We start from the raw sequence: 22,690 nt of genomic DNA on the forward strand, positions 1-22,690 counted from the left end.
GCAGGCCGAGACGATCGAGGTGCTGCGAAAAGCGGCGGTCTTCTTCGCGAAGGAGAGCGATCGATGAGCGCGGTGTACGCGTTCATCGAGGCGGAGAAGACCACCCACACCGTCGCTCTGCTGTGCCGGCGGCTGAAAGTGGCCCGGTCCTCGTTCTACGCCTGGCGGTCCGGCGAGCAGGCCCGCCGGGCGAGGCAGGACGCCGACGACGCCCTGGCCCACGAGATCACCGTGCTGCACATCGCCTCCCGGCACACCTACGGTGTCCCTCGGATCCACGCCGACCTGCGCCGGCTGGGGCACCGGGTCAACCACAAAAGGATCGAGCGGATCATGCGCGAACGCGGCATCACCGGGGTCACCCGGCGCAGGCGCCGTGGCCTGACCCGTCCGGCGAAGCGGGCCGTGCCCGCGGCCGACCTGCTCGGCCGCGACTTCACCGCCGCCGACCCCGGCACGCGGCTGGCCGGCGACTTCACGTTCATCGCCACCGACGAGGGCTGGCTCTACCTCGCCACCTGGCTGGACCTGGCCACCCGCGAGATCGTCGGCTACTCGATGGCCGACCACCACCGGGCGAGCCTGGTCGTCGACGCGCTGGCGATGGCCGCCGGCCGCGGCCGGCTTCGGCCCGGCTGCATCGCACACTCCGATCGCGGCAGCGAGTACACATCCGAGGAACTCCAGCGCGAACTGCGCCGGTTGGGGCTGCTGCAGAGCATGGGACGCACGGGGTCCTGCTTCGACAACGCCGCCGCCGAGTCCTTTTTCGCAGTGCTGAAGGAAGAGATCGGCACCCGCCGCTGGCCCGACCGGGCCACCGCCCGCGCCGAAATCTTCGCCTTCATCGAGACCTTCTATAACCGCAGGCGGCTGCGGAAGCACCCGCACTGGGGCTACCTGACCCCGCTGGAGATCAGGCAGCGACACGAGCAAGGACACGCCCTCGCGGCGTAAGCATGGAGTGTCCAGCATCACGGGGAAAGTTCAGGGGACATTGGTCGGCTGTCTTGCGATGATCGATGGTTCGGCCGATTTACGCCTGGAACTCACTGAGGTCGATGGCGTGAACGCGCAGAGGATAGCCGTACACCGGGTGCACCGTCTCCCGCTCGGGCACCATGCCGAGCTTGCGGATGACGTTCTCGGAGGCGGTGTCCCCCACCCGGTTGATGCTGATGACGAGGTCCAGGCCGCGGTCCTGAAGCGCGAACTCCAGCGTGGCGTGCGCGGCTTCGGACGCGTACCCCTGGTCCCAGAACTGTGAACCCAGCCGCCAGCTGATCGCCACGGCGGGCATCACCTCCGGCAGGAACTCGGGCACGGACAGTCCCGTGAAGCCGATCAGTTCGCCCGAGGCCAGCAGCTCGACGGCGAAGAGCCCGAAGCCCTCCTCGTCCCACTCCTCCTCCCATCGCTCGATGGCCTCGGCCGTGTGGTCCAGGTCGCGCACCGAGCCGTCGTCGATCCAGCGCATGACCCGTGGGTCCGCGTTGATGTCCGCCATCGGCACGAGGTCGTCGTCGTGCCAGCTACGGAGGAGGAGACGGGGTGTGCGGATCTCGGTCATGCGCCCATCCTGCCGAAGGCAAACGCCTCATCGGTAATCCGGCGCCCGCCCGCGCTGCCGCTCCGGAAACACAAGGCGTCAAGCAGCCTGCACCGGCACCGTCACGGGGGAAACATCGGGCTGAGGGCTGTGCAGACGACGTGCCACTTCGGCAGCACGATCGAGAGGTGAGACCGATTCGGCGCCAGCCTGCCGCAGCACCAACATCATTCACGGAACCGCGGACAGAGCCAAGAGCGCAGGCCCAGGCGATTCACCGGAAGGCGTTGGCATTCTCCGAAGCCCACTGCTGGAACGGGCGGGCCGGCCTTCCGGTGACCTGTGGAACCGTGTCGCGCACCATCAGCAGCTCGTGATTCACGTCCCCGCCGGTGACGTCGAGCACCGCGTCCGCGGCCTCGGGCCCGAAGACCGCGACCATCTGCCTGCGGGCCTGCCGGCGGCTGATCTCGACGAAGGGAACCTCCCGGCCCAGTGCTGCCGCGATGGCCTCCACCTGCTGTCGGGCGGTCACCGGCTCTGGTCCGGTCAGGGCGTACGTGCGTCCGTGGTGGCCGGGCTCGGTCAGTGCCACCCGGGCCACCGACGCGATGTCCGCCGGGTGGACGGTCGGCAGCGCGGTCTCGGCGTACGGCGCGTGGACGGTCTCGTGGCCACGGATGGAGGCGGCCCACATCAGGGCGTTCGAGGCGAACTGCGTCGGCCGCAGGATCGTCCAAGCCATGCCGCTCGCCCTGAGCAGTCGCTCCACCGCCAGGTTCTCGCGGGCAGGGCCGAGGTGCGGGTGGGTCTGGACGGTGATGGACGACACCAGTACGACGTGCTCCACGCCCGCATGCCGGGCGGTTTCCAGGATGTCGGCGTCCGAACCCAGGCGCGACACAAGAAACAGCGAACGCACCCCCTCCAGCACGAGCTTCAACGACGCACGCTGCGCGAAGTCGCCCTCCACAGCCTCGACCCCTTCAGGAAACACGGCCCGTGCGGCATCCCGGGTGAGCCCGCGCAGCGGCCCGACACCGCGCGCGTGCAACTCCTTCAGCAGGGCACTGCCGATGTTTCCAGTGGCTCCGGTCACGAGGATCATGGGCGCGCTTCCCGTCGTCAGGTGATCAAGTAGACGGCACGCTAGAACCTCAATCACGCCTCAGGTCAACAAGGCGTGGCCGTGCCCCCGGCTGGGCACGTCGATCACCCGCACTCGGCTGGGGACGTTCACATGTACGTCGACAACCGACGGCCATTTCGGGCAGCCCCGTCGCGTGCCAGAACAGGCAGTCAGCAAGCACCCTGCCTGAGACACGATCTTGTGTCTGGAGAACCGTCCCACTTCGGCTCCGCCGCCCACCCGCGGAGCAGCGCCGGGCTGTCCACGGCGGCGGTAAGCATCGGATCCGGCAGCGTCCACGTCACAGCGGGATGCCTTCCACCCCGGCCGTGCGCCGTCCGGGGGCACCCGGCATGCCCGCCACGCGGATGGTCCGTCGACGCGACGTAGACGGCGCCCGATTGCGGGGTGGGGATGCGGCCCGGGACGCACAGCAGGGGCCCCGCCGGGAACGTCTGTGGGCGGTGGGGAGTCGCGCCGGGCGGGGTTAAGCGGGGGCCTCGTAGGTGACGGTCTGGTCCGGACAGGTGTCGGCGAGGTCGTGGAGGGTAGTCCGTTCGCGGTCGTCGGCGGTCAGGTTTCAGCGGAGTTTGGTGCCGACCCATTCCGCGGCGTAGCGGCAGTGCACGTCGGCGGCGGGTGGCAGCCAGTCAGCCGGGTTTTGATCACATGCCGCCCGAACCCGCAGAAGTACCCGCACCCACCCCAATCCCGCTGGCCCGGAAAGCAGCGACGCGCCCATCCGCCGCGCACACCAGTGCTCCGGTGGAGGTGCGGGCCCCCGCTGTCGACGAGGAGGCCGCATACCGCGCTTTCGGGTTCATACTGACCCATCTGACAACACATCGGAGAGGTCAGTAACGGAGTCCTACTAGCGACCAGCGCGGCAAGCAACGCGCGTAGCGGCCCCCGGCTCAGGGCGGTGGCGAGTCAGCGCGGTGCACCCGATCACAGCCGCTGACACAAGGTTTCAGGACCCGCGGGTTCCCTTTCGCGAGCTCGGCTGGGGCCAACAGTTGCTTCAGACGGGTTCCGGCAGCGCTCCGAGGTGCTTGCTGACGCGTTCACGCAGGAGGAGGTACTCCTCCCACCGGCGCAGCGGGCCCGGCGGGCGCTCGACGACGCGAGCTGCGGTGATGACTTCTCCTCGCTCGAACTGCTCGCGTGTGAAGTCGAGCTCGATGCCGTTGTGCAGCCGATTCCACCAATGGAATCCCTCCTGCCTGTCACCGAAGTAGACCTCCCCGACTTTGAGGTCGCCGCCGAATATGTCGTGGACAAGCAATGTGGTGATGTCGCAGTGACCCCAGGCCGGGTTCTCAGGACGCCAGGCGACGCCGGTGATGTCGCTGGGGCTGGCAGTGTCCGCAGCCCAGCTGGCTCGCAGGGCTTTGTCGAGATCGAGCAGGTTCCAAGGACGCATGGCGGCAGCATGGCAGCCGCCACTGACATCACGACGTATCTGCTGATCGGGCCCCGGCCGAGCCGTCTGTGGGCCGTCCGAGGGTGACCAACGACGACAAATGACGACAGGCAACGACCGCGCCCCGCGCATACTTCAGCCAGATGACCGTTCGATCGGCCAGAAGCGGGTGGTCAGGTCCACGCTGGAGCAGCATCCGGTCCGGCTGCCGCCGCGCGCGCTCGCTCGGCCCACCGGACCGCATACGGCAGCACCAGCCCTGCGAGCAGGAAGACGCCGCCCAGAGCCAGCCAGCCGGGAATGCCCCAGGTGATGCAGAACAGGGCCAGGACCGACGGGGCCAGGGAGCTCGCCACGCCGATGCCAGTGGCGTGCAGCCCGGAGTACTGGCCCTGGGCATGGGCGGGCGCCAGTCCGAAGCTCAGCTCGAACGAGGCGGCGGTGTGCCACAGCTCACCGATCGTGTGCACGACGACACCACCGATGATCACCACGGCCGCCAGCCGTCCCGGCAGGCCGGTGGCGGCCGCGATCGCCGCCATGCCGAGCAGGAATGCCGCCCCGGCACGGACCGCGGCCCGCGCCGCCGCGGCATTGTCGACGACGCCCCGACTGGCCCGCACCTGAAGGGCCACCAGCGGTCACCACCAGGTACGGGCCGTCCTTCAGCACGCCCCACCGGTCGGCCGGGGGGACGAATCGACCTGGAAAAGAGGAGGAGGGCCCGGCTGGTCACGCTCGTGGTGTGTGTACTGGGGCACGCGCCGGGGAGCGCCGAAAGGACACCGCCACGGCCAGCCCCGACCGGCCGTGGCCTACAAGCCGCCGATGCGCCACACACCGATCGCCTCGGGATCGGCTGTACGCGGCGCACCGCGCGGGTGCGACGCCACGACCCGTCCCGCGCGGCTCGGCGGCCCGAGGCCTCGTGTCAGGCGGGTGCCTGGGCGCCGCCTCCCGCACGGATCGCGGCCAGGACAGCGTCGTGGAGTTGCTGAAGGTCGCTGTGGTGGGGGAGCGGGGTGGGGCTGCCGGTGAGGGTGTACCACTCGTCGGCGCCGGTGTACTGGACGGCGGCCGCGGCCTGGCCGTCGGGGTGGAGGGTGGTGGCGAGGGTGAGGTCGCCGGTGATGACGCCGACCTCGTCGGTCATGGCGCCGCCCGGGCCGGCCGTCACCCGGTCCACCAGCCGCTCGGGCCGGCCGGAACCGGCGCCGAGCGCGTCGGAGTGTGTGTTCATGGAGTGCAGGTGTCCAGCATCTTGGCCAGCATGCTCTTCTCGTCGGGGGTGACGGTCAGCTCGTAGGTGGCCTTCACCGACGTCCAGGAGCGGCCGTAGGTGCACCAGTACGCCTCAGCGGCGGCTGCCACTCGTCCGGCCCCTGATCCCCCTCGCTGCGGTTGGTGTTCGCGGACACGGCCAGCAGCTGGGGGTGGGCGAGGTCGTTGGTGAACGCCTCGCGCTCCTGTGAGCTGGTATCAACGCTGTTCCGGTAAACGTGTTGATGATCACGTAACCCCGCTCGGCTCGGCATACCCCTGCTTGTCGAGCCCTTGGTTGCCTGCGGACTCGCAAATTGCCCCTTTGGTGGCAGCTGGGCCCGGAGAGGCAAACGTCCCGTGGTCTTGTGCGGCTTTCCGTAAACGTATTGAAAATCACTTCACCGCGCGGGTTTCACCATTCCGACGTCCGTTGACCCAGCCCTCCCCTCTGGAGTTAGTTACGCGAGGCAACTGTGAGAATGCTGTGGGTGGGGTGTGGTGGGGATGTGGTCCCGTGGACGGGGCGGACGCAGGACCGTTGGGGTTCTGCTGGGGGTGGCGTTGGCCGTCGGGGCGGTTCCCGTCACGGCCGGCAGCGCGGCGGCCGGGGCGGCGGCTGAGCCGCAGGGTCCCCTGGTGGCCGCTGAGGCCGGTGGCGTGTCGGAGGCCGACGCGCTGGCCCAGGCGAAGCGGACCGGTGAGCCGGTGGAGATCTCCGTGCTGCGGGGGGAGAGCCGCGAGGTCTTCGCCACGCCGGAGGGCGAGCTGGAGGCGCGTGAGTATCTGCGGCCGGTGTGGGCGCGTACCGGCGGTGGCTGGCAGCGGGTCGACACCGCCCTGGAGGTGACCGGGGACGGGACGGTCGCCCCGAAGGCGGCGACGGTGGGGGTGGAGTTCTCCGGCGGCGGGGACGCGGCGCCTTTGGTGCGGATGGAGCGGGCCGGGCGCCAGTTGAGCCTGTCGTGGCCCGCTCCGCTCCCGGAGCCGCGGCTCGACGGGGCGGTGGCCACGTATCCGTCGGTGCTGCCCGATGTGGACCTGCGGATGACCGCCCAGGAGGACGGGTTCACTCAGCTGCTGGTGGTGAAGACGGCCGAGGCCGCGGCGAGTGCGGAGCTGGCCGAGCTGCGGATGCGGCTGGACGCGCAGGGGCTGGAGGTGAAGGAGACGGCCGAGGGCGGCCTGCAGGCCATCGACGCGGGCGCCCAGGGCGCCGTCTTCGAAGCGCCGCAGCCACTGATGTGGGACTCCAGCCCGGGCGAGACGCCGGCAGCCGCCGCCCGGTCGCGTGCCGCCGCGGACGCGGCTCAGGCGGGTGACGGGGAGGAGCCGGGCGCGGCGGAGTCGGGCAAGCTCGCGCCGGTGGACGTCGAGGTGCCGGCCGGACGGGGCGAGCTGGTGCTGACGCCGGATCCGGACGTGCTGAAGGGACAGGACACCACCTACCCCGTCTACATCGATCCGCAGTGGCACTCGCCGCGCGCGGCGGCCTGGACGATGGCGTCGAAGTACTGGGCGTCGTCGCCGCAGTGGAAGTTCAACGGCGCCTCGGACGCCGGGCTGGGCTACTGCAACTGGTACTACTGCAACCCGCACGACACCAAGCGCCTCTTCTACCGCATCCCGGTGTCCACGTTCGCGGGCAAGTCGATCCTGTCGGCGGAGTTCGTGGTGCGCAACACCTGGTCGGCTTCCTGCTCGGCCCGCTCGGTGGAGCTGTGGCAGACCAAGGGCATCTCCGCATCAACGACGTGGAACAGCCAGAACGCCTCGGGCTTCTGGGTCAAGGAACTGGCGTCGGCGTCGTTCGCGCACGGCTACTCGGGCTGCGCGGCCAAGGACGCGGAGTTCAACGTGAAGTCGGCCGTGCAGGCGGCGGCCAACAGCAAGCAGTCCACGATGACGTTCGGGCTGCGGGCGGCCGACGAGGGCGACGCCTACGGCTGGAAGCGGTTCTCCGACAAGGCCTACCTGCGGGTCAAGTACAACCGCCCGCCCGCCCAGATCAAACTCTCGCAGCTCACCATGAGCCCGGGCGGCCCGTGCGTGGCCTCCGACAAGAGGGTGCGCATCCGGTCCACGGCGACCCTGCGCGCGAACAACGTCACCGATCCCGACGGCGACACGGTCTCCGTGCAGTTCGCGGCGTCCTGGGACGCCGGTGACGGCGCCGGCTACAAGGCCCGCTGGACCTCGGCGAGGACGACGAGCAAGAAGAGCGGCTCCGACTTCTCCATCACACTGCCCGGCAGCATCCCCAAGAACAAGCACCTCGACTGGCACGTCCGCTCCTACGACGGGGCGCAGTGGTCGGCCTGGAGCTACAAGGGCTCCCACAGCTGCCACTTCATGTACGACACCGGCGTGCCGGCCGGCCCGAAGATCAGCTCCGCTCAGTACGGGCCGTCCGACCCGGAGAACCCGGACGACCCCTGGCTGGACGGCGTCGGGCGGTACGGCACCTTCTCCGTCGACAGCGCGTCCACGGACGTGACCAAGTACTGGTTCGGCATCAACACCTCGCCCAGCAGCGCCAACACCCTGACCACCTCGGGCGGCGGCGCCAAGACCATCCAGTTCATGCCGACCAAGCCAGGCGTCAACTTCATCACCGCGCAAGCCTTCGACGCGGCCGGCAACGGCTCCGAGCCCACCACCTACACCTTCCGGGTCCGGGCCGGCCAGCCCGACCGGCTCGCCTGGCAGATGGACGAGGAAACCGGCGCGACCAGCGTGTCCGGCGCGGGCGGCGCCTGGCCGGCCACCCTGCACGGAGCCACCCCCGGCGCCGCGGGCGTCTCCGGCAGCGCCCTGCAGTTCGACGGCACCGACGACTACGCCGCCACCGCCTCGCCCGTGCTCCACACCGGCAAGAGCTTCTCGGTGTCCCTGTGGGCCAAGCTGCCCGGCACCGCCCCGGGCCGCACGAGCGTCGCGCTGTCCCAGGCCGGCCAGAAAAACAGCGGCTTCGAAATCTCCTACGCGCCGGGCCGCAATGCCTGGGCGTTCCTACGGCACGCCGACGACGCCGCCTCCGGGACCGCGTCCGTGCAGGCGATCCAGCCCCCGTGCGCTCTTGGCAACACCGCCTGCATCACCGCCCGGCAGACCGAGTGGACCCACCTCACCGGGGTCTTCGACAACGCCAACCAGCAGCTCAAGCTGTATGTGGACGGCAAACTCGCCGGCACCAACACCTACAGCAGCCCCTGGGACGCCCGCGGCGGCACGATCCTGGGCGCCGCCCGTCGCTCCGGCACCATGACCGACTTCTTCGCCGGCACCCTCGACGACGTCCAGCTGTTCGACTACCAGCTCACCGACGCCCAGGTGACCCGGCTCGCCGCCAGGCAACCGGTCGACACCGACCGGCCCGCCAAGCTGGTCTGGCCGCTGGACGAGACCGCCGACGCCACCGCCGTCACCGGCCGCGGCCAGAGCGCCGACGCCACGCTCAAGGGCGGAGCCACCACCGGCACCGCCGGCGTGAGCGGCCGTGCCCTGTCCTTCGACGGCGTCGACGACCACGCCACCACCGGCCGCCCGATCCTGGACACCTACCAGAGCTTCGCCATCTCCACCTGGGTCAGGCTGCCCAAGGACAAGCAGGCCAGAGCCATGACCGTTGTCTCCCAGCGCGGCACACAGCAACGCAACTTCGAGCTTTACCACTCCTCCGCCCTCGGCGGCTGGGTCTTCTCCCGCACCACCGCCGACACCGCGAACGCCGGCATCTACCGCGCCGCACAGACCGCCTGCCCCGCCGACACCAACTGCGCGGCCGGCCGGTTCGGCGACTGGAACCACGTGGTGGCCGTCTACGACGCCGACGCCGAAAAGCTGCTGCTCTACGTCAACGGCGTCCTGGAGGCCAGCACCCCCTACACCAGCCGCTGGGCCTCCGGAGGCCCGCTCAGCATCGGCGGTGGCCTGAACACGGACGGCACGGTGGCCGGCCCGCTCAAGGGCGACATGGACGACGTCCGGCTGTACGACCGCGCCGTGTCGGACGACGAGGTGCGGCAGCTGTTCCGGCAGCGGCCGGTGGTCAAGAGCCGCTGGATGTTCGAGGAGACCACCGGCAGTACTCCGGTCACCGTCCCCGACGCCGCCGGTACCGGCAACACGCTCACCCTGAGCGCCGGCGCCAAAAAGTTCGATGCCGGGTTCATCGACTTCGGTGCCATGCAGCTCGACGGCGTCACCGGCTATGCCTCCGCGAGCAGCATGCCCGTGGACACCTCGGGCAGCTTCACGATGACTGCCTGGGCGCAGGCCGCGGCCATGCCCACGGGAGCGGTGGCCCTGACCAGCGCGGAAGGCAGCGCACAGAGTGCCTTCACGGTCCGGTTCGTGCCGGACGCCACCGACCCCGAGAACAGCCCGGGCCGCTGGCGGCTGTCCGTCGCGGACAAGAACTCCGCCGATGCGAGCGTCGTGCAGGTCGACAACGGCGAGTTCTACGACGCCCGCGAATGGAACCACCTGGCCCTGGTCTACGACGGCTTCGCCAAGGAGGCCCGCCTCTACGTCAACGGCGGCCTGGCCGAGATGGCCTGCACGGACGCCGACGGGGACGGAACCAGCGACAGCAGCACCTGCACCGACCTGATCCCCTGGGCGGAGAACGTGCTGGCCTTCAAGGCCACGTCCCTGCAGATCGGCCGCAGCGGCACCGGCAGCCGCGCAGGGGAGTACTTCCCCGGCCTGGTGGATGACGTGTGGACCTTCCAGGGCGCGCTGAGCGACGCGCAGGTCGAACTCCTCGCCGATTCCTGGTTCGACGTGCCGACCGAAGTACCCGGCAGCAACTGAGGTGCCGGGGTGTGTCCGGAGTATCCGGGCACACCCCAGGCGCTCCTGCCCATTGCTTGCAAGTCCTTTTCGGCACCGCGTCACCCCGCCGGGGGCCCGGTGCCCTTGCGTGAGGGATGAGATCGAGGATGAACGGAAGAGCAAGACCGCGCCGCTGGGCCGCTGCGCGGCACCGGGTCGCCCTGGCCGTGTCCGTGGTGATGATGGGCACGCTGCTGCAGGCCGCGGCCGTGCCCGTGGCCGCCGCCGAGGAGACGAACCTGCCCGGTCTGCCCTCGGCGGAGAAGCCGGTCGAGGGCCACGACGGCATCGCGGTCAAGCCGCGCACCCTCTCCACGGAGCCCGCGACTCCGAAGGAGAAGCCCGAGGCCACCTGGCCGACGACCGAAACCGCCGTGGTCACCGTCCCGAAGGCCTCGCCGACGACGGCCGGGAAGCCGGTCAAGGCCGAGGACCTGCCGCTCGCCGTGAGCGTGCCCCGGACGGTCGCCTCAAAGAACCCCGACACCCGCGCCAAGGCAGCCAAGTCGGCAGCACACGGCGCAGTCACCGCGCGGGTGCTGGACCGCAAAGCCGCGGAAAAGGCCGGCGTCAACGGCGTGCTGCTCGCTCTGGAAGCCGGTGACGCGCAAGGTGACCAGCCCGGCACGGTCGGAGCGGTCGTCGACTACTCCAGCTTCGCCGAGGCCTTCGGCGGCGGCTACGCCTCCCGTCTCACCCTGGTGGAGCTGCCCGCCTGTGCGCTGACCACGCCGGATAAGGCGGCCTGCCGCACCGGTGCGCCGGTGGATGCGGTCAACGACACCGAGAAGCGGACCCTGACCGCCCAGACGCTGGCCCTGAAGGCGTCGGCACCGACGGTGCTGGCCGTCACGGCTGATGACTCGGGCAAGACCGGCGACTACAAGGCGACCTCGCTGTCCCCGTCCGCAGCCTGGGACACCCGTCTCAACACCGGCGACTTCACCTGGTCCTACGACATGCCGGTGCCGGACGTGCCCGGCGGACTCTCCCCGAGGGTCGGCCTGGCCTACTCCTCGAGCGCCATCGACGGCCGCACCGGAGGGACCAACAACCAGGCCTCCTGGGTCGGTGACGGCTTCGACCTGTGGCCGGGCTACATCGAGCGGCGCTACAAATCGTGCGCCCTCGACGGGGAGGAGAATGCCGACGGCAACAAGCCGGGTGATCTGTGCTGGGCGTACGACAACGCCTTCATCACCTTCAACGGCAAGGGCGGCGAGCTGGTCCCGGCCGGAAACGACGAGTTCAAATTCAAGCAGGACGACGGCTCACGCATCAAGCGCCTGAAGTCCACCGACCGCGGCAACGGCGACAACGACGGGGAGTACTGGCGGCTGACCGACCCCGCCGGAGTGCAGTACTACTTCGGCTACAACCGGCTGCCCGGCTGGACGGACGGCAAGGAGACCACCGACTCCACCTGGACGGTTCCGGTCTACGGCAACAACACCGGCGAGCCCTGCCATGCGTCCACGTTCGCCGGCTCGTGGTGCCAGCAGGCCTGGCGCTGGAACCTCGACTACGCCGTCGACCCGCACGGCAACGCCATCGCCTACTACTACGACCAGGAGAAAAACTCCTACGGCCGCAACCTCAAGGCCGAGGACAACACCCGCTACACCCGCGGCGGCACCCTGGACCGCATCGAATACGGCCTGAAGTCCTCCTCGGTGTACGGCACCAAGCCGCTGGCCAAGGTCGACTTCACCAACGCGGAGCGCTGCCTCCCGCAGACCAGCGTCACCTGCGCGGCGGACACCATCGACGACAAGGCGTACTACTGGTACGACACCCCGTGGGACATGAACTGCACCACGGACGAGGACTGCGACAAGGGCCGCCTGTCCCCGACGTTCTTCACCCGTAAGCGCCTGACCGACGTCACCACCCAAATCCTCAACGGCGACCAGTACAGCACGGTCGACTCCTGGAAACTGGCACAGCGCTGGGGCCAAGCCGACATCGACTACCAGCTGCTGCTCGACTCCATCCAGCGCACCGGCCACACCGCCACCACGCCGGTCACCCTGCCGAAGACGACCTTCGCCTACACCCAGCTGGACAACCGGCTTGACAAGACCGGCGACGGCTACGCCCCCTTCGTCAAGGACCGCCTGTCCACCGTCGCCGACGAGTCCGGCGGCCAGGTCGACGTCAACTACTCCGAAGCCGCCTGTACCTGGGACGCGCTGCCCACACCGGAGTCGAACACCACACGCTGCTTCCCGCAGTACATCGGCGGCTCCGCCACCGACGACCCGGAACGCCACTGGTTCAACAAGTACGTGGTCACCTCGACCACCACCACGGACCGGACCGGCGGCGCAGCGAACGCGGTGACCCGCTACGAATACCTGGGCGACGCGGCCTGGCACTACGACGATGACGACGGCCTGACCAAGGAGAAGTTCAAGACCTGGTCCCAGTGGCGCGGCTACGGCCACGTCCGGGTCAAGACCGGCGGCCAGAACGGGACGGCGGCGCTGCGAACCCAGCAGGACTCCTACTTCCTGCGCGGCATGGACGGCGACCGGAAGACCACCTCGGGCGGCACCAAGAGCGTCGAAATCCCGCTCGGCGAGGGCGAGGGCGATCCGCTCACCGACCACGCGTCGTCCGCCGGATTCACCTACAAGACGGTCCGCTACTCCGGCCCGGACGGCAAGGTCCTGGCCAAGACGGTCAACCGGCCCTGGCACCACCAGACCGCGGAGAAGAAGCGCTCCTGGGGCACGGTGACGGCGAACTTCGTCGGCACCTGGCAATCCAGATCCTGGACCTCCCTGGACGACGGGGCGGGCAAGGAGTGGCGGACCACCTCGGTGGCGACCACCTACGACACCGTCGCCGGCCGGGTGACACAGGCGGACGACTTCGGCGACGACACCACCGCCACCGACGATCAATGCACCCGCACCACCTACGCCACCAACACCACCGACAACATTCTGCAACTGCCCTCACGTGTCGAGACCGTCGCCAAACGGTGCGACGCCACGGTCAACCGGGCCACCGACGTCATCTCGGACGTCCGCACCGCCTACGACGGCGGCGCCTACGGCACGGCCCCGACCAAGGGCGACACCACCGCGGTGGCCACACTCAAGAGCCACAACGGCACCACCGCCACCTACCTCGAGACCGGCAGCACCTACGACAGCTATGGCCGCGTGCTCGAAGCGACCGACCTGACCGCTGACGTCACCGTGAACACCACCACGGACGCCCTCGTACGCACCCCGCGTAACGACGGCCGCACGACCACCACCGCCTACAGCCCCACCACCGGTTTCCCCACCCAGGTCACCACCACCACCCCGCCCGCCAAGGCCTCGGACGCCACCACGGCGCAGACCACGATCCTTGAGCTGGAGCCGCTGCGCGGCCAGGCGGCGGCGACCGTGGACACCAACAAAAAACGCACCGAGTTCACCTACGACGCGCTGGGCCGCTCCCACAAGGTGTGGCTGGCCAACCGCAAGACCGGACAGACCCCGACCTACGAGTTCACCTACTTCATCGAGGAGAACAAGCCAGTCGCGGTCCGCACCCAGACCCTGAACAACGACGGCGCCCAGATCGCCTCCTACACGCTGTACGACGGCCTTCTGCGCGAGCGCCAGACCCAGTCCCCGGGACCGGACGGCGGACGCATCCTGACCGACGTCTTCTACGACGAACGCGGCCTGGCAACCAAAACCTTCTCCCCCTACTACGCGGAGAACGCACCCAACCGCGAGCTGTTCGACCCGGACGACGCCCTCGCCGTGGAGTCCCAGACCCACCGCACCTTCGACGGGCTGGGCCGCGAAACCGAAAGCAAGCTGATCGCCGGCAACGGCGACGGCGGCACCGTCCTGGACACGACCAAGAGCATCTACCGCGGTGACCGCACCACGGTCATCCCGCCCACCGGCGGAGTGGCCACGACCACCCTGGTCAACGCCCGCGGACTGACCACCGAGCTGCGCCAGCACCACCAGCCGACCACCGGCGCCGCCTACGACACCACCCGCTACGCGTACACCCCCCGCGGTGAGCTCGCCGAGGTCACCGACCCCGCGGGCAACCGCTGGACGTACACCCACGACCAGCTCGGCCGCCAGACGAAGACCACCGACCCCGACAAGGGCACCACCACCAGCACCTACGACGACCGCGACCAGCTCACCACCACCACCGACGCCCGCGGCACCACCCTCGCCACCGTCTACGACGACCTCGGCCGCAAGACCGAGCTGCGCGAGGGCTCTGCCACCGGCGCCCTGCGTGCCAAGTGGGTCTACGACACCATCACCGGCGCCAAGGGCCAGCTCGCCGAAGCCACCCGCTACCACGGCGGCAACGCCTACACCTCCAAGGTCACCCAGTACGACCAGCTGTACCGGCCGGTCAGAACCGCGGTCGTCATCCCCGCGGCAGAGAAGGCGCTGGCCGGCACCTACCAGACCGGCACCGCCTACGAACCCTCCGGCCTGGTCGGCGGCATGTCCTACTCGGCGGCCGGATCCCTGCCGGGCGGCAGCCACTCCTACACCTACGAGGAGCAGACCCTCCGCCCCATCTCCATCCTGGGCAACGGCTTCCAGGCCGACACCAGCTACTCCAAGACCGGTAAGCCGCTGCAGTACCGGCTGGCCAGCACCGCCGACGGAGCCAAGACAGCCCAGATCCAGAACACCTACGAGTGGGGCACCCAGCGCCTGGCCACCTCCCAGGTGCACCGCGAGAACGCCAACGGCGTCGACCAGCACAACACCTACCGCTACGACCCCTCCGGCAACGTCCTGTCCATCACGGACACCTCACGCGACGGCACCGACAACCAATGCTTCACCTACGACTACCTGCGCCGCCTGACCCAAGCCTGGACACAGAACACCACGACCTGCTCCGCCACACCGGCCGGAGACAAGATCGGCGGCCCAGCCCCGTACTGGGACTCCTACACCTACGACAAGGTCGGCAACCGACTCACCGAAACCAACCACAACACTGCCGGTGACGGTGACAGCACCAAGGACACCAAGCGCAACTACACCTACCCCGCCCCCGGCCAGCCCCAGGCACACTCGCTGAACTCCGTCACCACACAGCTGCCCGGAGGAACACAGACCAAGGACTCCTACGGCTACGACAAGAGCGGCAACACCACCGCCCGCACGCTCAACGGCACCACCCAGACCCTGACCTGGGATGCCGAAGGACACCTGGCCAAGGTCACCGAACCGGTCGAGGGAAAGTCCGACGAGGTCACCGAATACGTCTACGACACGGACGGCAACCGCCTCATCAGCCGAACCCCCACCGAGACCACCCTCTACCTGGGCCACAGCGAAGTCACCCTGCCCAAGGACGCCACCAAGGCCAAGGCCACCCGCTACACCGACCTCGGCGGCGGCCACCAGGCCGTCAAGGAAGACACCGGCAAGGTCAGCTTCGTCACCGCCGACCACCACGGCACCGGCCAACTCGCCATCACCGCCGACACCCTCGCCATGACCCAACGCCGCTCCCTGCCCTTCGGCGGCACCCGCGGCACACAGCCCACCACTTGGCCGGGCACCAAGGGCTTCGTCGGCGGCACCGACGACTCCAAGGCCACCGGACTCACCCACCTCGGCGCCCGCGAATACGACCCCACACTCGGCCGCTTCATCAGCGTGGACCCGATCATGGACCTCGCCGACCCACAGCAGATCCACGGCTACACCTACGCCAACAACAATCCTACGACTCTCTCCGACCCCACCGGTCTATGTCCTGCAAACGTGTGCGGCATCGGCTACCCCAAGGGCGGAAACAGGCCAGGCGGTCCGCAAGAGTTCATCACGACTGGTCCGGTGGACCCGGGCCGCCACGCAGGCGGCTACTGCCACAGCAACGTGTGTTACCGCCCTGAGGAGCCAAAAAAAAGCACGGCTGCTGCGGACTACAGGTGTGGGTTTCCCGGGTGTTCGTCTTCTTCGGACACTGGGTACGGACCGAAAGTCGATGCCTATGTGGAAGAGCGTCTTCCTGACCCTGGGCCCGTCATATTTGACGTGGTAGCCGAAAAAGTCGGTGAAGAGCTGAAACGTATCTTGAAGGGGGGAGAAGCGCATTCAAACCCACCCTGTACCGGTGCCGAGCAAAATGGTGTACCAGTGCTTTGTGGGGAGACGAAGACCGGCACCTTCGAACTGGGGCCTGGAATCGGGCGGCTTCCTGGCGCCAGGCCACTTAGTGGACCACTCAGTGCGGCGTCCAAGGCTGCCGAGGACCCGTCCAGTATCTTCATCAAGGACAAGCATCTCTCCTCTTTCAATGGGAAATACGCAAAGTTCGACAGTAATAATATTCCCGAAGTGCAGTCGTGGGTCGCGGAAGCGCTCCAGTCCGACCGAGTCGTGCTCAAGCCGAACGGCCTCGAGGGCACATTCAAGATGGAGGTCGATATGCAGAGATCGATCGGGACCAAGGGGCAGCAAGGTATACGCATCATCGTCACGGACGACGGTAGGGTGATCAACGCATTCCCCTACAACCCATAAGGTGACGCGATGCGCATGAAGTACCGGAACTTCAACGCGGATGACTTGCAAGGAACCACCCTGGCCGACTACCTGGTCAATGTCGAAGCCGACTTCGAGATTGTCGATGGTGGCGAAGTCGTATACTCCGAACTGGCATTTCCAGTAGCGGAATTGGCCCGCGAACTCGCGCATTGGGTCACGCCTTCCGAAGAAGGAGCAGAAGACTTCCACTTCGTATCACTTTCCTTCGAGGATCCGGGGGCCGTGAAATTTGTGCGCGGTGCGGAAGGGTGGATTGTGGGATCCGCGCTCACGCCCGACCGTGAAAGCTCTCCATGCTCATGGAGGCAGCTCACTGCCATCATTGAGGAATTCGTCGGAAATGTACGAAGGGATATGGAGGAAATCGGGATCGACCCTATCTTCGTTCTGGGAATGCCCGCCTGAGGCGCATGCGCGGGACGATCGAAAGGACATCGGGCTTGGCCAAAACGCGAAACTCCGTGTGAGTGGGTGGGGTGGTGTCAGTGGGTTGGTCGGCAGCGGGGCTGGTCCTGGGTGGTAGCTGGTTGAGCTGGTCTTTGCGGGTGTTGTGGTCGGGGATCTCGGCTGCCGGCGGGTGACGAATCTGCTGTCATGACCTGTGTGTCCGGCTTACCACACGGGGTTCGTTGCTGGCATGGGGACGAGTATTCCTGTGTGTCCGGTCCGGGCTGTGCGGTGTGCTGGCGGGTATGGCTGGAGAGGTTTCACCGCCTGTGGGTGTGGGGGCAGGCCGGGGTGGGGACGGCCTGGAGGGTGACGGTCGTCTGCCTGTGTCCCGGTCACGGGAGCGTGGGCTGGCCCGGCAGGTAGTGGTACGCCGTCTGCTCGCGTTGGACGAGGCCGGGTCGCTGGAGTCGGTGCACGTACGGATCGCGGCCGAGGCGGCCGGGGTGTCGGTCCGTACGGCGTGGCGCTGGCTGGCGCGGGCCCGCGCGGGCGAGGGGGAACCGGTTGGCCGGCGTGGGGGGTTCACTTTCAATGACGCGTTGTGGGCCCGGCTGCAGGAACTGAACGGGAATGTCGCGCAACTGCATCGTGAGCTGGGACAGGCCGGAGGCGACACGCCGCTTGAGGGGCGGCTGCCGTCGTTGACGACGTTGCACCGGGTGGTGAGGGATGACCTGCGCGCGGGCCGGGTGCTGGAGTGCACCACGCCCCGGCGGGGGCACGTCGATCCGGACCGCTATGACCGCGCTCTGGCCCAGCTCGCTCTGCCGGCAATGGTGGAGGAGTCCGGAGAGCAGACACCACCCTCGCCCGCACCGGTGTCAGCGGCCGGCCGGGACAAGGCCGCGGGCGATACGCCGTTCACTGCAGGGGTGCGCCTGTACGTGCCGGGCGCGCACGTGGTGTCGACTCGGCAGCTGGGGGAGGTGACCGAGGCGCTCGCGCACACGGTCGCTGCTCGCGGGATCGTGTGCGTGTACGGGGACCCGGGACAGGGCAAGACCGTCGGGCTGTACCAGGCGCTGCGCTTGCTCCCGCACCGTATGCCGGTGTGCCGGGCGCTGGTGGGGGTGAAGCTGGCGCTTCCGCAACTGCGCGCCGCGCTGCTCACCGCGTTCGGCCTGCCCGTGAAGGCGCTCACCAGCCGGACGGACGCGGCGGACCGCGCGCTGCTGGAAGCATTGGCAAAGCCCGGGGTGCTGGTCATCGACGATGTGCAGCGCATCGCTGCTCCGGAGCTGGACTACCTGCGCCTGCTGGCCGACGCACCGGCCACCAGGACGTCGCTGGTGCTGTGCGGGGCCGGGGCCGAGCACGCTGTGGCCCGGGCTCCGGCACTGGCCTCCAGAGTGCTGACCTGGCAGCACGTCCCGCACTTGGAGCCCGCGCAGGTTCCCGGTGTGCTGCGCCTGTTCCACCCGCTATGGCACACCGCGACCGATGCCCCCCTGCTCCACACGGACGAGACGTGCGCGCACGGCAACTTCCGTACCTGGGCGAAGATCACCTCCCACGTGTACGCCGCCCTGGACCGCCATCCCGAGCACAGGGTCGATGCCGCCCTTCTGGCCCGGGCCTGCGCCCGCCTTGGCCCGCGCCCCTGACCCGCCCTCCTTCGGACACTTCCGCATATACGGGAAGGATGACGATGGACCCCACGCCCTTCCACCACACCCCCGACCCGGCTCCCGCGCCCAACGGTGCCGAGCCCGCTCTGGACACCGTGTCGTTGACCGCTCTGCGCGCCCCGGCCGTACGACATCTCCTTCGGCTGCGGGCCGAGGGCCGGCTCACCCGCGCCCATGTGTCCACGACCGCGCAGTGCCTGAACGTCTCGGACCGCACCGTGTGGCGGTGGCTCGCCGACTCCACCGCCCATCCCGCCACCGCCGCCTCCCCGGGTGCCCGCCGTACGTCCCGCTTCGAGATCACCCCTGAACTGAGGGTGCTGCTGGCGTACTGGCACGGCAACGCCTCCGCGGTCCACCGCGAGCTCCTCGCCCGCGCCCGCCCGACCCCCACCACACCGGACACCGCCCCCGCACCGCCCCGCACCACGATCCCGGGCGGAGCTCCACCACAGGCTGTCCCGCTGCTCACCCCTGTCCCGTCGTTGGCGACGTTCCTGCGCGCGGTCCGCCGGGACCTGACCGCGGGGGAGCGGGCCGGCTACCGCCACGGCCCCGAGGCCGCCCGCGCTCATGACGTGTTCGCCAAACGCCCCCGCACCTGGCGTAACGACGTGTGGGAGGCCGACCACGTCCAGGCCCCGCTGCGCGTGGACGCCGACGGCACTCTTCTCCACCCCTACGTCACCTGGTTCATCGACTGCGCCACCAAAGCCGTCACCGGCGTCGCGGTCACTCCCGGCTTCCCGACCCGCGCCTCGGTCCTGGCCGCGCTGCGCTCCGCGATCGTGCGCACCACCCCCTACGGGCCCTTCGGAGGGCTGCCCGCCCGCGTGCGGTTCGACCGCGGCCGCGACTTCCTCTCTCGCACCGTATCCACCGCCCTGACCGCCCTCGACTCGGACATCACCGTCCTGCCGCCCTACAGCCCGCACCTGAAAGGCAGCATCGAAAACCTCAATCACTGCGCCACCGTCATGCTGTTCGCGGCCCTGCCCGGCTACACCCCGAAGAAGCCACGCAAGCGCCCCGACCGCCGGCCTGCCGGTCCACCGATGACCTTCCAGGCCTTCACCGAGGAACTTCTGGCGTGGGTGGCCTGGTGGAACACCGAACACCACCCGACAGAGCTCGCCGGTTGCACCCCGCTCGAGGCATGGCAGGCCGATGCGGCCCCGCTCAACGACATCCCCGCCGCAGACGTGTGGTTCTTCACCCTTGAGGACGACGGCCGCACCCGTGTTCTCACCAGCCACGGCCTCACGTTCCGCAACCGCGACTACCTCGCGGACTGGATGACCGGACAGGCCGGCCGCGAGGTCACCGTGCGCTTCATGCCCCACCACATCCACGAGATCGAAGTCTGCACACCCCACGGCCGGCACCTTGGCACCGCTCACCTCGCCGACCAGGCCACCGACGAACAACTCACCGCGCTGCGCCACGCCCGCACCCGACGCGCCCGGCGCCTGCGGACCGACGCCAAAGCCGCCGAACAACTCCGCCACGAACGCTTCGCCCCCGCCACCGCCCCCACCGACGCGCTGCGCCTGAACACGATCACCGCGGCCGAAGCCACCCGGGAACTGGCCCGCCACCACGACAACGACCTCGCCCACCTGGCGCTGCCCGACCTGATCCCGCCCGCACCGCCACCCGCCGACTGGGCCACCCCCGACACCCTCAAAGCCCGCCCCCGCTCCACCCCCACCCCAGAGGAGAAGGACACGCCATGACCCGCCTGCCGCCCGCATCCACCGACCAGTACACCGCTCTGCCCGACGCCCGGCTGGTCACCACCCGCGCCCTGCTCACGGCCCGGGAGAATCTCACCGACACCATCAACGCCCGCGCCATGATGTGCCTCCACGGCGGCGCTGGCTTCGGTGAAACAGTCGCCGTCACCAGCTGCCTCCGCGAACTCCAGGCCAGCGAGGACATCCGCCGCATTACCTTCCACGCCCGCCCTACCACCCGCGCCGTACGCCACGAACTGTTCACCGCCCTGCAACTGCCGGGACAGCCCCCGCGCTACGCCACCGAGTTCGACCACCTGCTCAAGAACACGCTCACCACCCACCCGCGCACCCTCGTCTTGGACGAAGCACAGGGGCTCTCCAGCGATCAGCTGGAGTATGTCCGTTTCCTCTGGGACGACCCCTATACCCAGCTCGCCGTCGTCTTCGTCGGTGGCGAAGGCTGCCACGCCACGCTGCGCAAAGAACCGATGCTGTCCTCCCGCATCTTCATCTGGCAGCGCTTCACCCGCCTCACCAGTGACGAGGTCCTGGAAGTCATCCCGCTCTACCACCCGATCTGGGCCGACGCCGACCCCGACGACATCACCTTCGCCGACAGCCGCGCCGCTCACGGCAACTTCCGCAACTGGGCCCGTCTGACCGCCCACACCCGCACCGCTCTGCAGCGCACCGGACGCACCCGCGTCGACCAAGAGGTACTGCGCTGGGCTTTCAGCCGCCTCGGAGCAGGCACATAGCCCCTTTTCGCAAGAGCTCGGCCACGGGCCGCCACGACGGCTGCTCCGCCTGTCCGCACCGATGCCGCCGCTCACAACCATACGTACGCCCCATGGGCCACAGACCCCGCGCCCGGTACGTTCCGTGTCCGGTTCACGCCCACTCGTACCACCCCATCTAGGTCCTGTCTGGAGTTCGGATCACGCTTCGGTGGATCGCCTGCGCGCCGAGGCCCGGTCTTGATAGACCGTCGGTCATGGCGCGAGGCGATGTCTCCGACGAGCAGTGGGCCCTGATCGAGCCCCATCTCCCGATCGCCGCGGTCGGACCCATACCCGACTTGCGGAAACACTTCAACGCGGTGATGTGGCGTTTCCGCACCGGCAGCCCCTGGCGTGACCTGCCGAGCGAGTTCGGGCCCTGGCAGAGCACCTACGACCGCTTTCGCATCTGGGTGGGACAGGGCACCTTCCAGCAGTTGATGGAGGCGGTGATCGCCGAGGCAGCGGCCCGCGGCGAGACCGACATGACTCTGGTCAGCGTGGACTCCGCGACGTCACGGGCCCACCACCATGCCGCCGGAATGATCCTCGACTCGGAGCAACTGGCGGCCCTGGAGGCGGCCGCCGAGTCCGAAAAGGGGGCACCTCGCAGGAACAACAGGGGCAATCCGACGCGGGCGGACGTACTGAGCGGCACCGCATCCGCCGACGGCACCGCGTCCGGTTGAGGGCCGCCGGACTGGGGCGTTCCCGGGGCGGGCTGACAAGCAAGATCCATCTGGCGGCCGACCGGCGCTGCCGCCCGCTGGCGTTCGTGCTCACGCCCGGCCAGGCCGGCGACAGTCCGCAGTTCGTCCCGGTCCTGGAGCGGATCAAGGTGCGCGGGCCGGTCGGCCGCCCGAAGACCCGCCCGGACGCGGTCGCCGCCGACAAGGCGTATTCGTCCCGCCGCAACCGCCGCTACCTGCGAGGACGGGGGATACGCGGTGTGATTCCGGAGAAGCTGGACCAGGCCGCCAACCGCAAGAAGCGCGGCTCGCGCGGTGGCCGCCCCGTCAGCCACGACACGGACTTGTACACCGAACGCAACACCGTGGAGCGGTGCATCAACCGCCTGCGGAACTGGCGCGGCATAGCGACCCGCTTCGACAAGAGCCCACAAAGCTACGAGGCCGGGCTCCACTTGTGCGGTGCACTGCTCTGGCTCCGCAGCATCACACCGCACTCATGATCAAACTCCAGACAGGACCTAGCGGCTCCGGAGGCGTGCAGCCATGTCTGCCAGAGCGGTGGCTGGGCAGACGGGCTGCACCCTGATGAGAGGAGTTCGCTCATGCTCGGCATAGTCGCGGCGGTGCTGTTCTTCGTGTCTT

At 68.9% G+C, this 22,690-nt stretch carries 13 protein-coding genes and 1 pseudogene; 8 read left to right on the forward strand and 6 right to left on the reverse strand.

The features are described 5' to 3' along the window. The coding region (locus IEZ04_RS33905; protein WP_189220844.1) for an IS3 family transposase at positions 1–957 on the forward strand (957 nt) is incomplete at its 5' end. A gap of 79 nt (positions 958–1,036) precedes the next feature. Here the strand turns inward: IEZ04_RS33905 and IEZ04_RS33910 are convergent. From IEZ04_RS33910 to IEZ04_RS35895, 6 genes are all read right to left on the reverse strand, one after another. Then, positions 1,037–1,570 (reverse strand): GNAT family N-acetyltransferase, encoded by a 534-nt coding sequence (locus IEZ04_RS33910; RefSeq protein ID WP_189220845.1) that lies wholly within the window; start codon positions 1,568–1,570, stop codon positions 1,037–1,039. A gap of 253 nt (positions 1,571–1,823) precedes the next feature. Then, positions 1,824–2,657: an NAD(P)H-binding protein gene (locus tag IEZ04_RS33915; protein WP_189220846.1), complete on the reverse strand. Its 834-nt coding sequence runs from the start codon at positions 2,655–2,657 to the stop codon at positions 1,824–1,826. A gap of 1,042 nt (positions 2,658–3,699) precedes the next feature. Next, positions 3,700–4,101 carry a YunG family protein gene (locus IEZ04_RS33920; RefSeq protein ID WP_189220847.1) on the reverse strand — a complete coding sequence of 134 codons (402 nt, stop codon included), beginning with the start codon at positions 4,099–4,101 and terminating at the stop codon, positions 3,700–3,702. A 173-nt stretch (positions 4,102–4,274) separates the two neighbouring features. Then, positions 4,275–4,736, reverse strand: coding sequence for a hypothetical protein (locus tag IEZ04_RS33925; RefSeq protein ID WP_189220848.1), 462 nt, complete (start codon positions 4,734–4,736; stop codon positions 4,275–4,277). Between the two features lie 296 nt (positions 4,737–5,032). Continuing rightward, on the reverse strand, positions 5,033–5,341 hold the full coding sequence (locus IEZ04_RS33930) for a hypothetical protein (RefSeq protein ID WP_189220849.1): 309 nt from the start codon (positions 5,339–5,341) through the stop codon (positions 5,033–5,035). Beyond that, positions 5,338–5,472 (reverse strand): hypothetical protein, encoded by a 135-nt coding sequence (locus IEZ04_RS35895; protein WP_308429856.1) that lies wholly within the window; start codon positions 5,470–5,472, stop codon positions 5,338–5,340. The genes IEZ04_RS33930 and IEZ04_RS35895 overlap by 4 nt, the downstream gene beginning before the upstream one ends. Positions 5,473–5,868: 396 nt before the next feature. Between IEZ04_RS35895 and IEZ04_RS33940 the strand changes: the two genes are divergently transcribed. From IEZ04_RS33940 to IEZ04_RS33970, 7 genes and pseudogenes are all read left to right on the forward strand, one after another. After that, positions 5,869–10,179, forward strand: a complete 4,311-nt coding sequence (locus IEZ04_RS33940; protein WP_189220850.1) for a LamG-like jellyroll fold domain-containing protein — start codon at positions 5,869–5,871, stop codon at positions 10,177–10,179. Positions 10,180–10,379: 200 nt separating this feature from the next. Beyond that, positions 10,380–16,736: an RHS repeat domain-containing protein gene (locus IEZ04_RS33945; protein ID WP_189220855.1), complete on the forward strand. Its 6,357-nt coding sequence runs from the start codon at positions 10,380–10,382 to the stop codon at positions 16,734–16,736. 9 nt (positions 16,737–16,745) lie between these two features. Next, positions 16,746–17,165: a DUF7878 domain-containing protein gene (locus IEZ04_RS33950; RefSeq protein WP_189220851.1), complete on the forward strand. Its 420-nt coding sequence runs from the start codon at positions 16,746–16,748 to the stop codon at positions 17,163–17,165. Between the two features lie 428 nt (positions 17,166–17,593). Next, the gene (locus IEZ04_RS33955; protein ID WP_189220852.1) at positions 17,594–18,814 is read left to right on the forward strand and encodes an AAA family ATPase; all 1,221 of its coding nucleotides are present in this window, start codon (positions 17,594–17,596) and stop codon (positions 18,812–18,814) included. Between the two features lie 38 nt (positions 18,815–18,852). Further along, positions 18,853–20,574, forward strand: coding sequence for a TnsB C-terminal domain-containing protein (locus IEZ04_RS33960; RefSeq protein WP_189220853.1), 1,722 nt, complete (start codon positions 18,853–18,855; stop codon positions 20,572–20,574). Beyond that, positions 20,571–21,335: an ATP-binding protein gene (locus tag IEZ04_RS33965; protein ID WP_189220854.1), complete on the forward strand. Its 765-nt coding sequence runs from the start codon at positions 20,571–20,573 to the stop codon at positions 21,333–21,335. The genes IEZ04_RS33960 and IEZ04_RS33965 overlap by 4 nt, the downstream gene beginning before the upstream one ends. Before the next feature lie 236 nt (positions 21,336–21,571). After that, positions 21,572–22,548, forward strand: a pseudogene (locus tag IEZ04_RS33970) (IS5 family transposase). Positions 22,549–22,690 lie beyond the last annotated feature (142 nt).

Source organism: Streptomyces ruber (genome assembly GCF_014648075.1).
GTDB classification, from domain to species: domain Bacteria; phylum Actinomycetota; class Actinomycetes; order Streptomycetales; family Streptomycetaceae; genus Streptomyces; species Streptomyces ruber.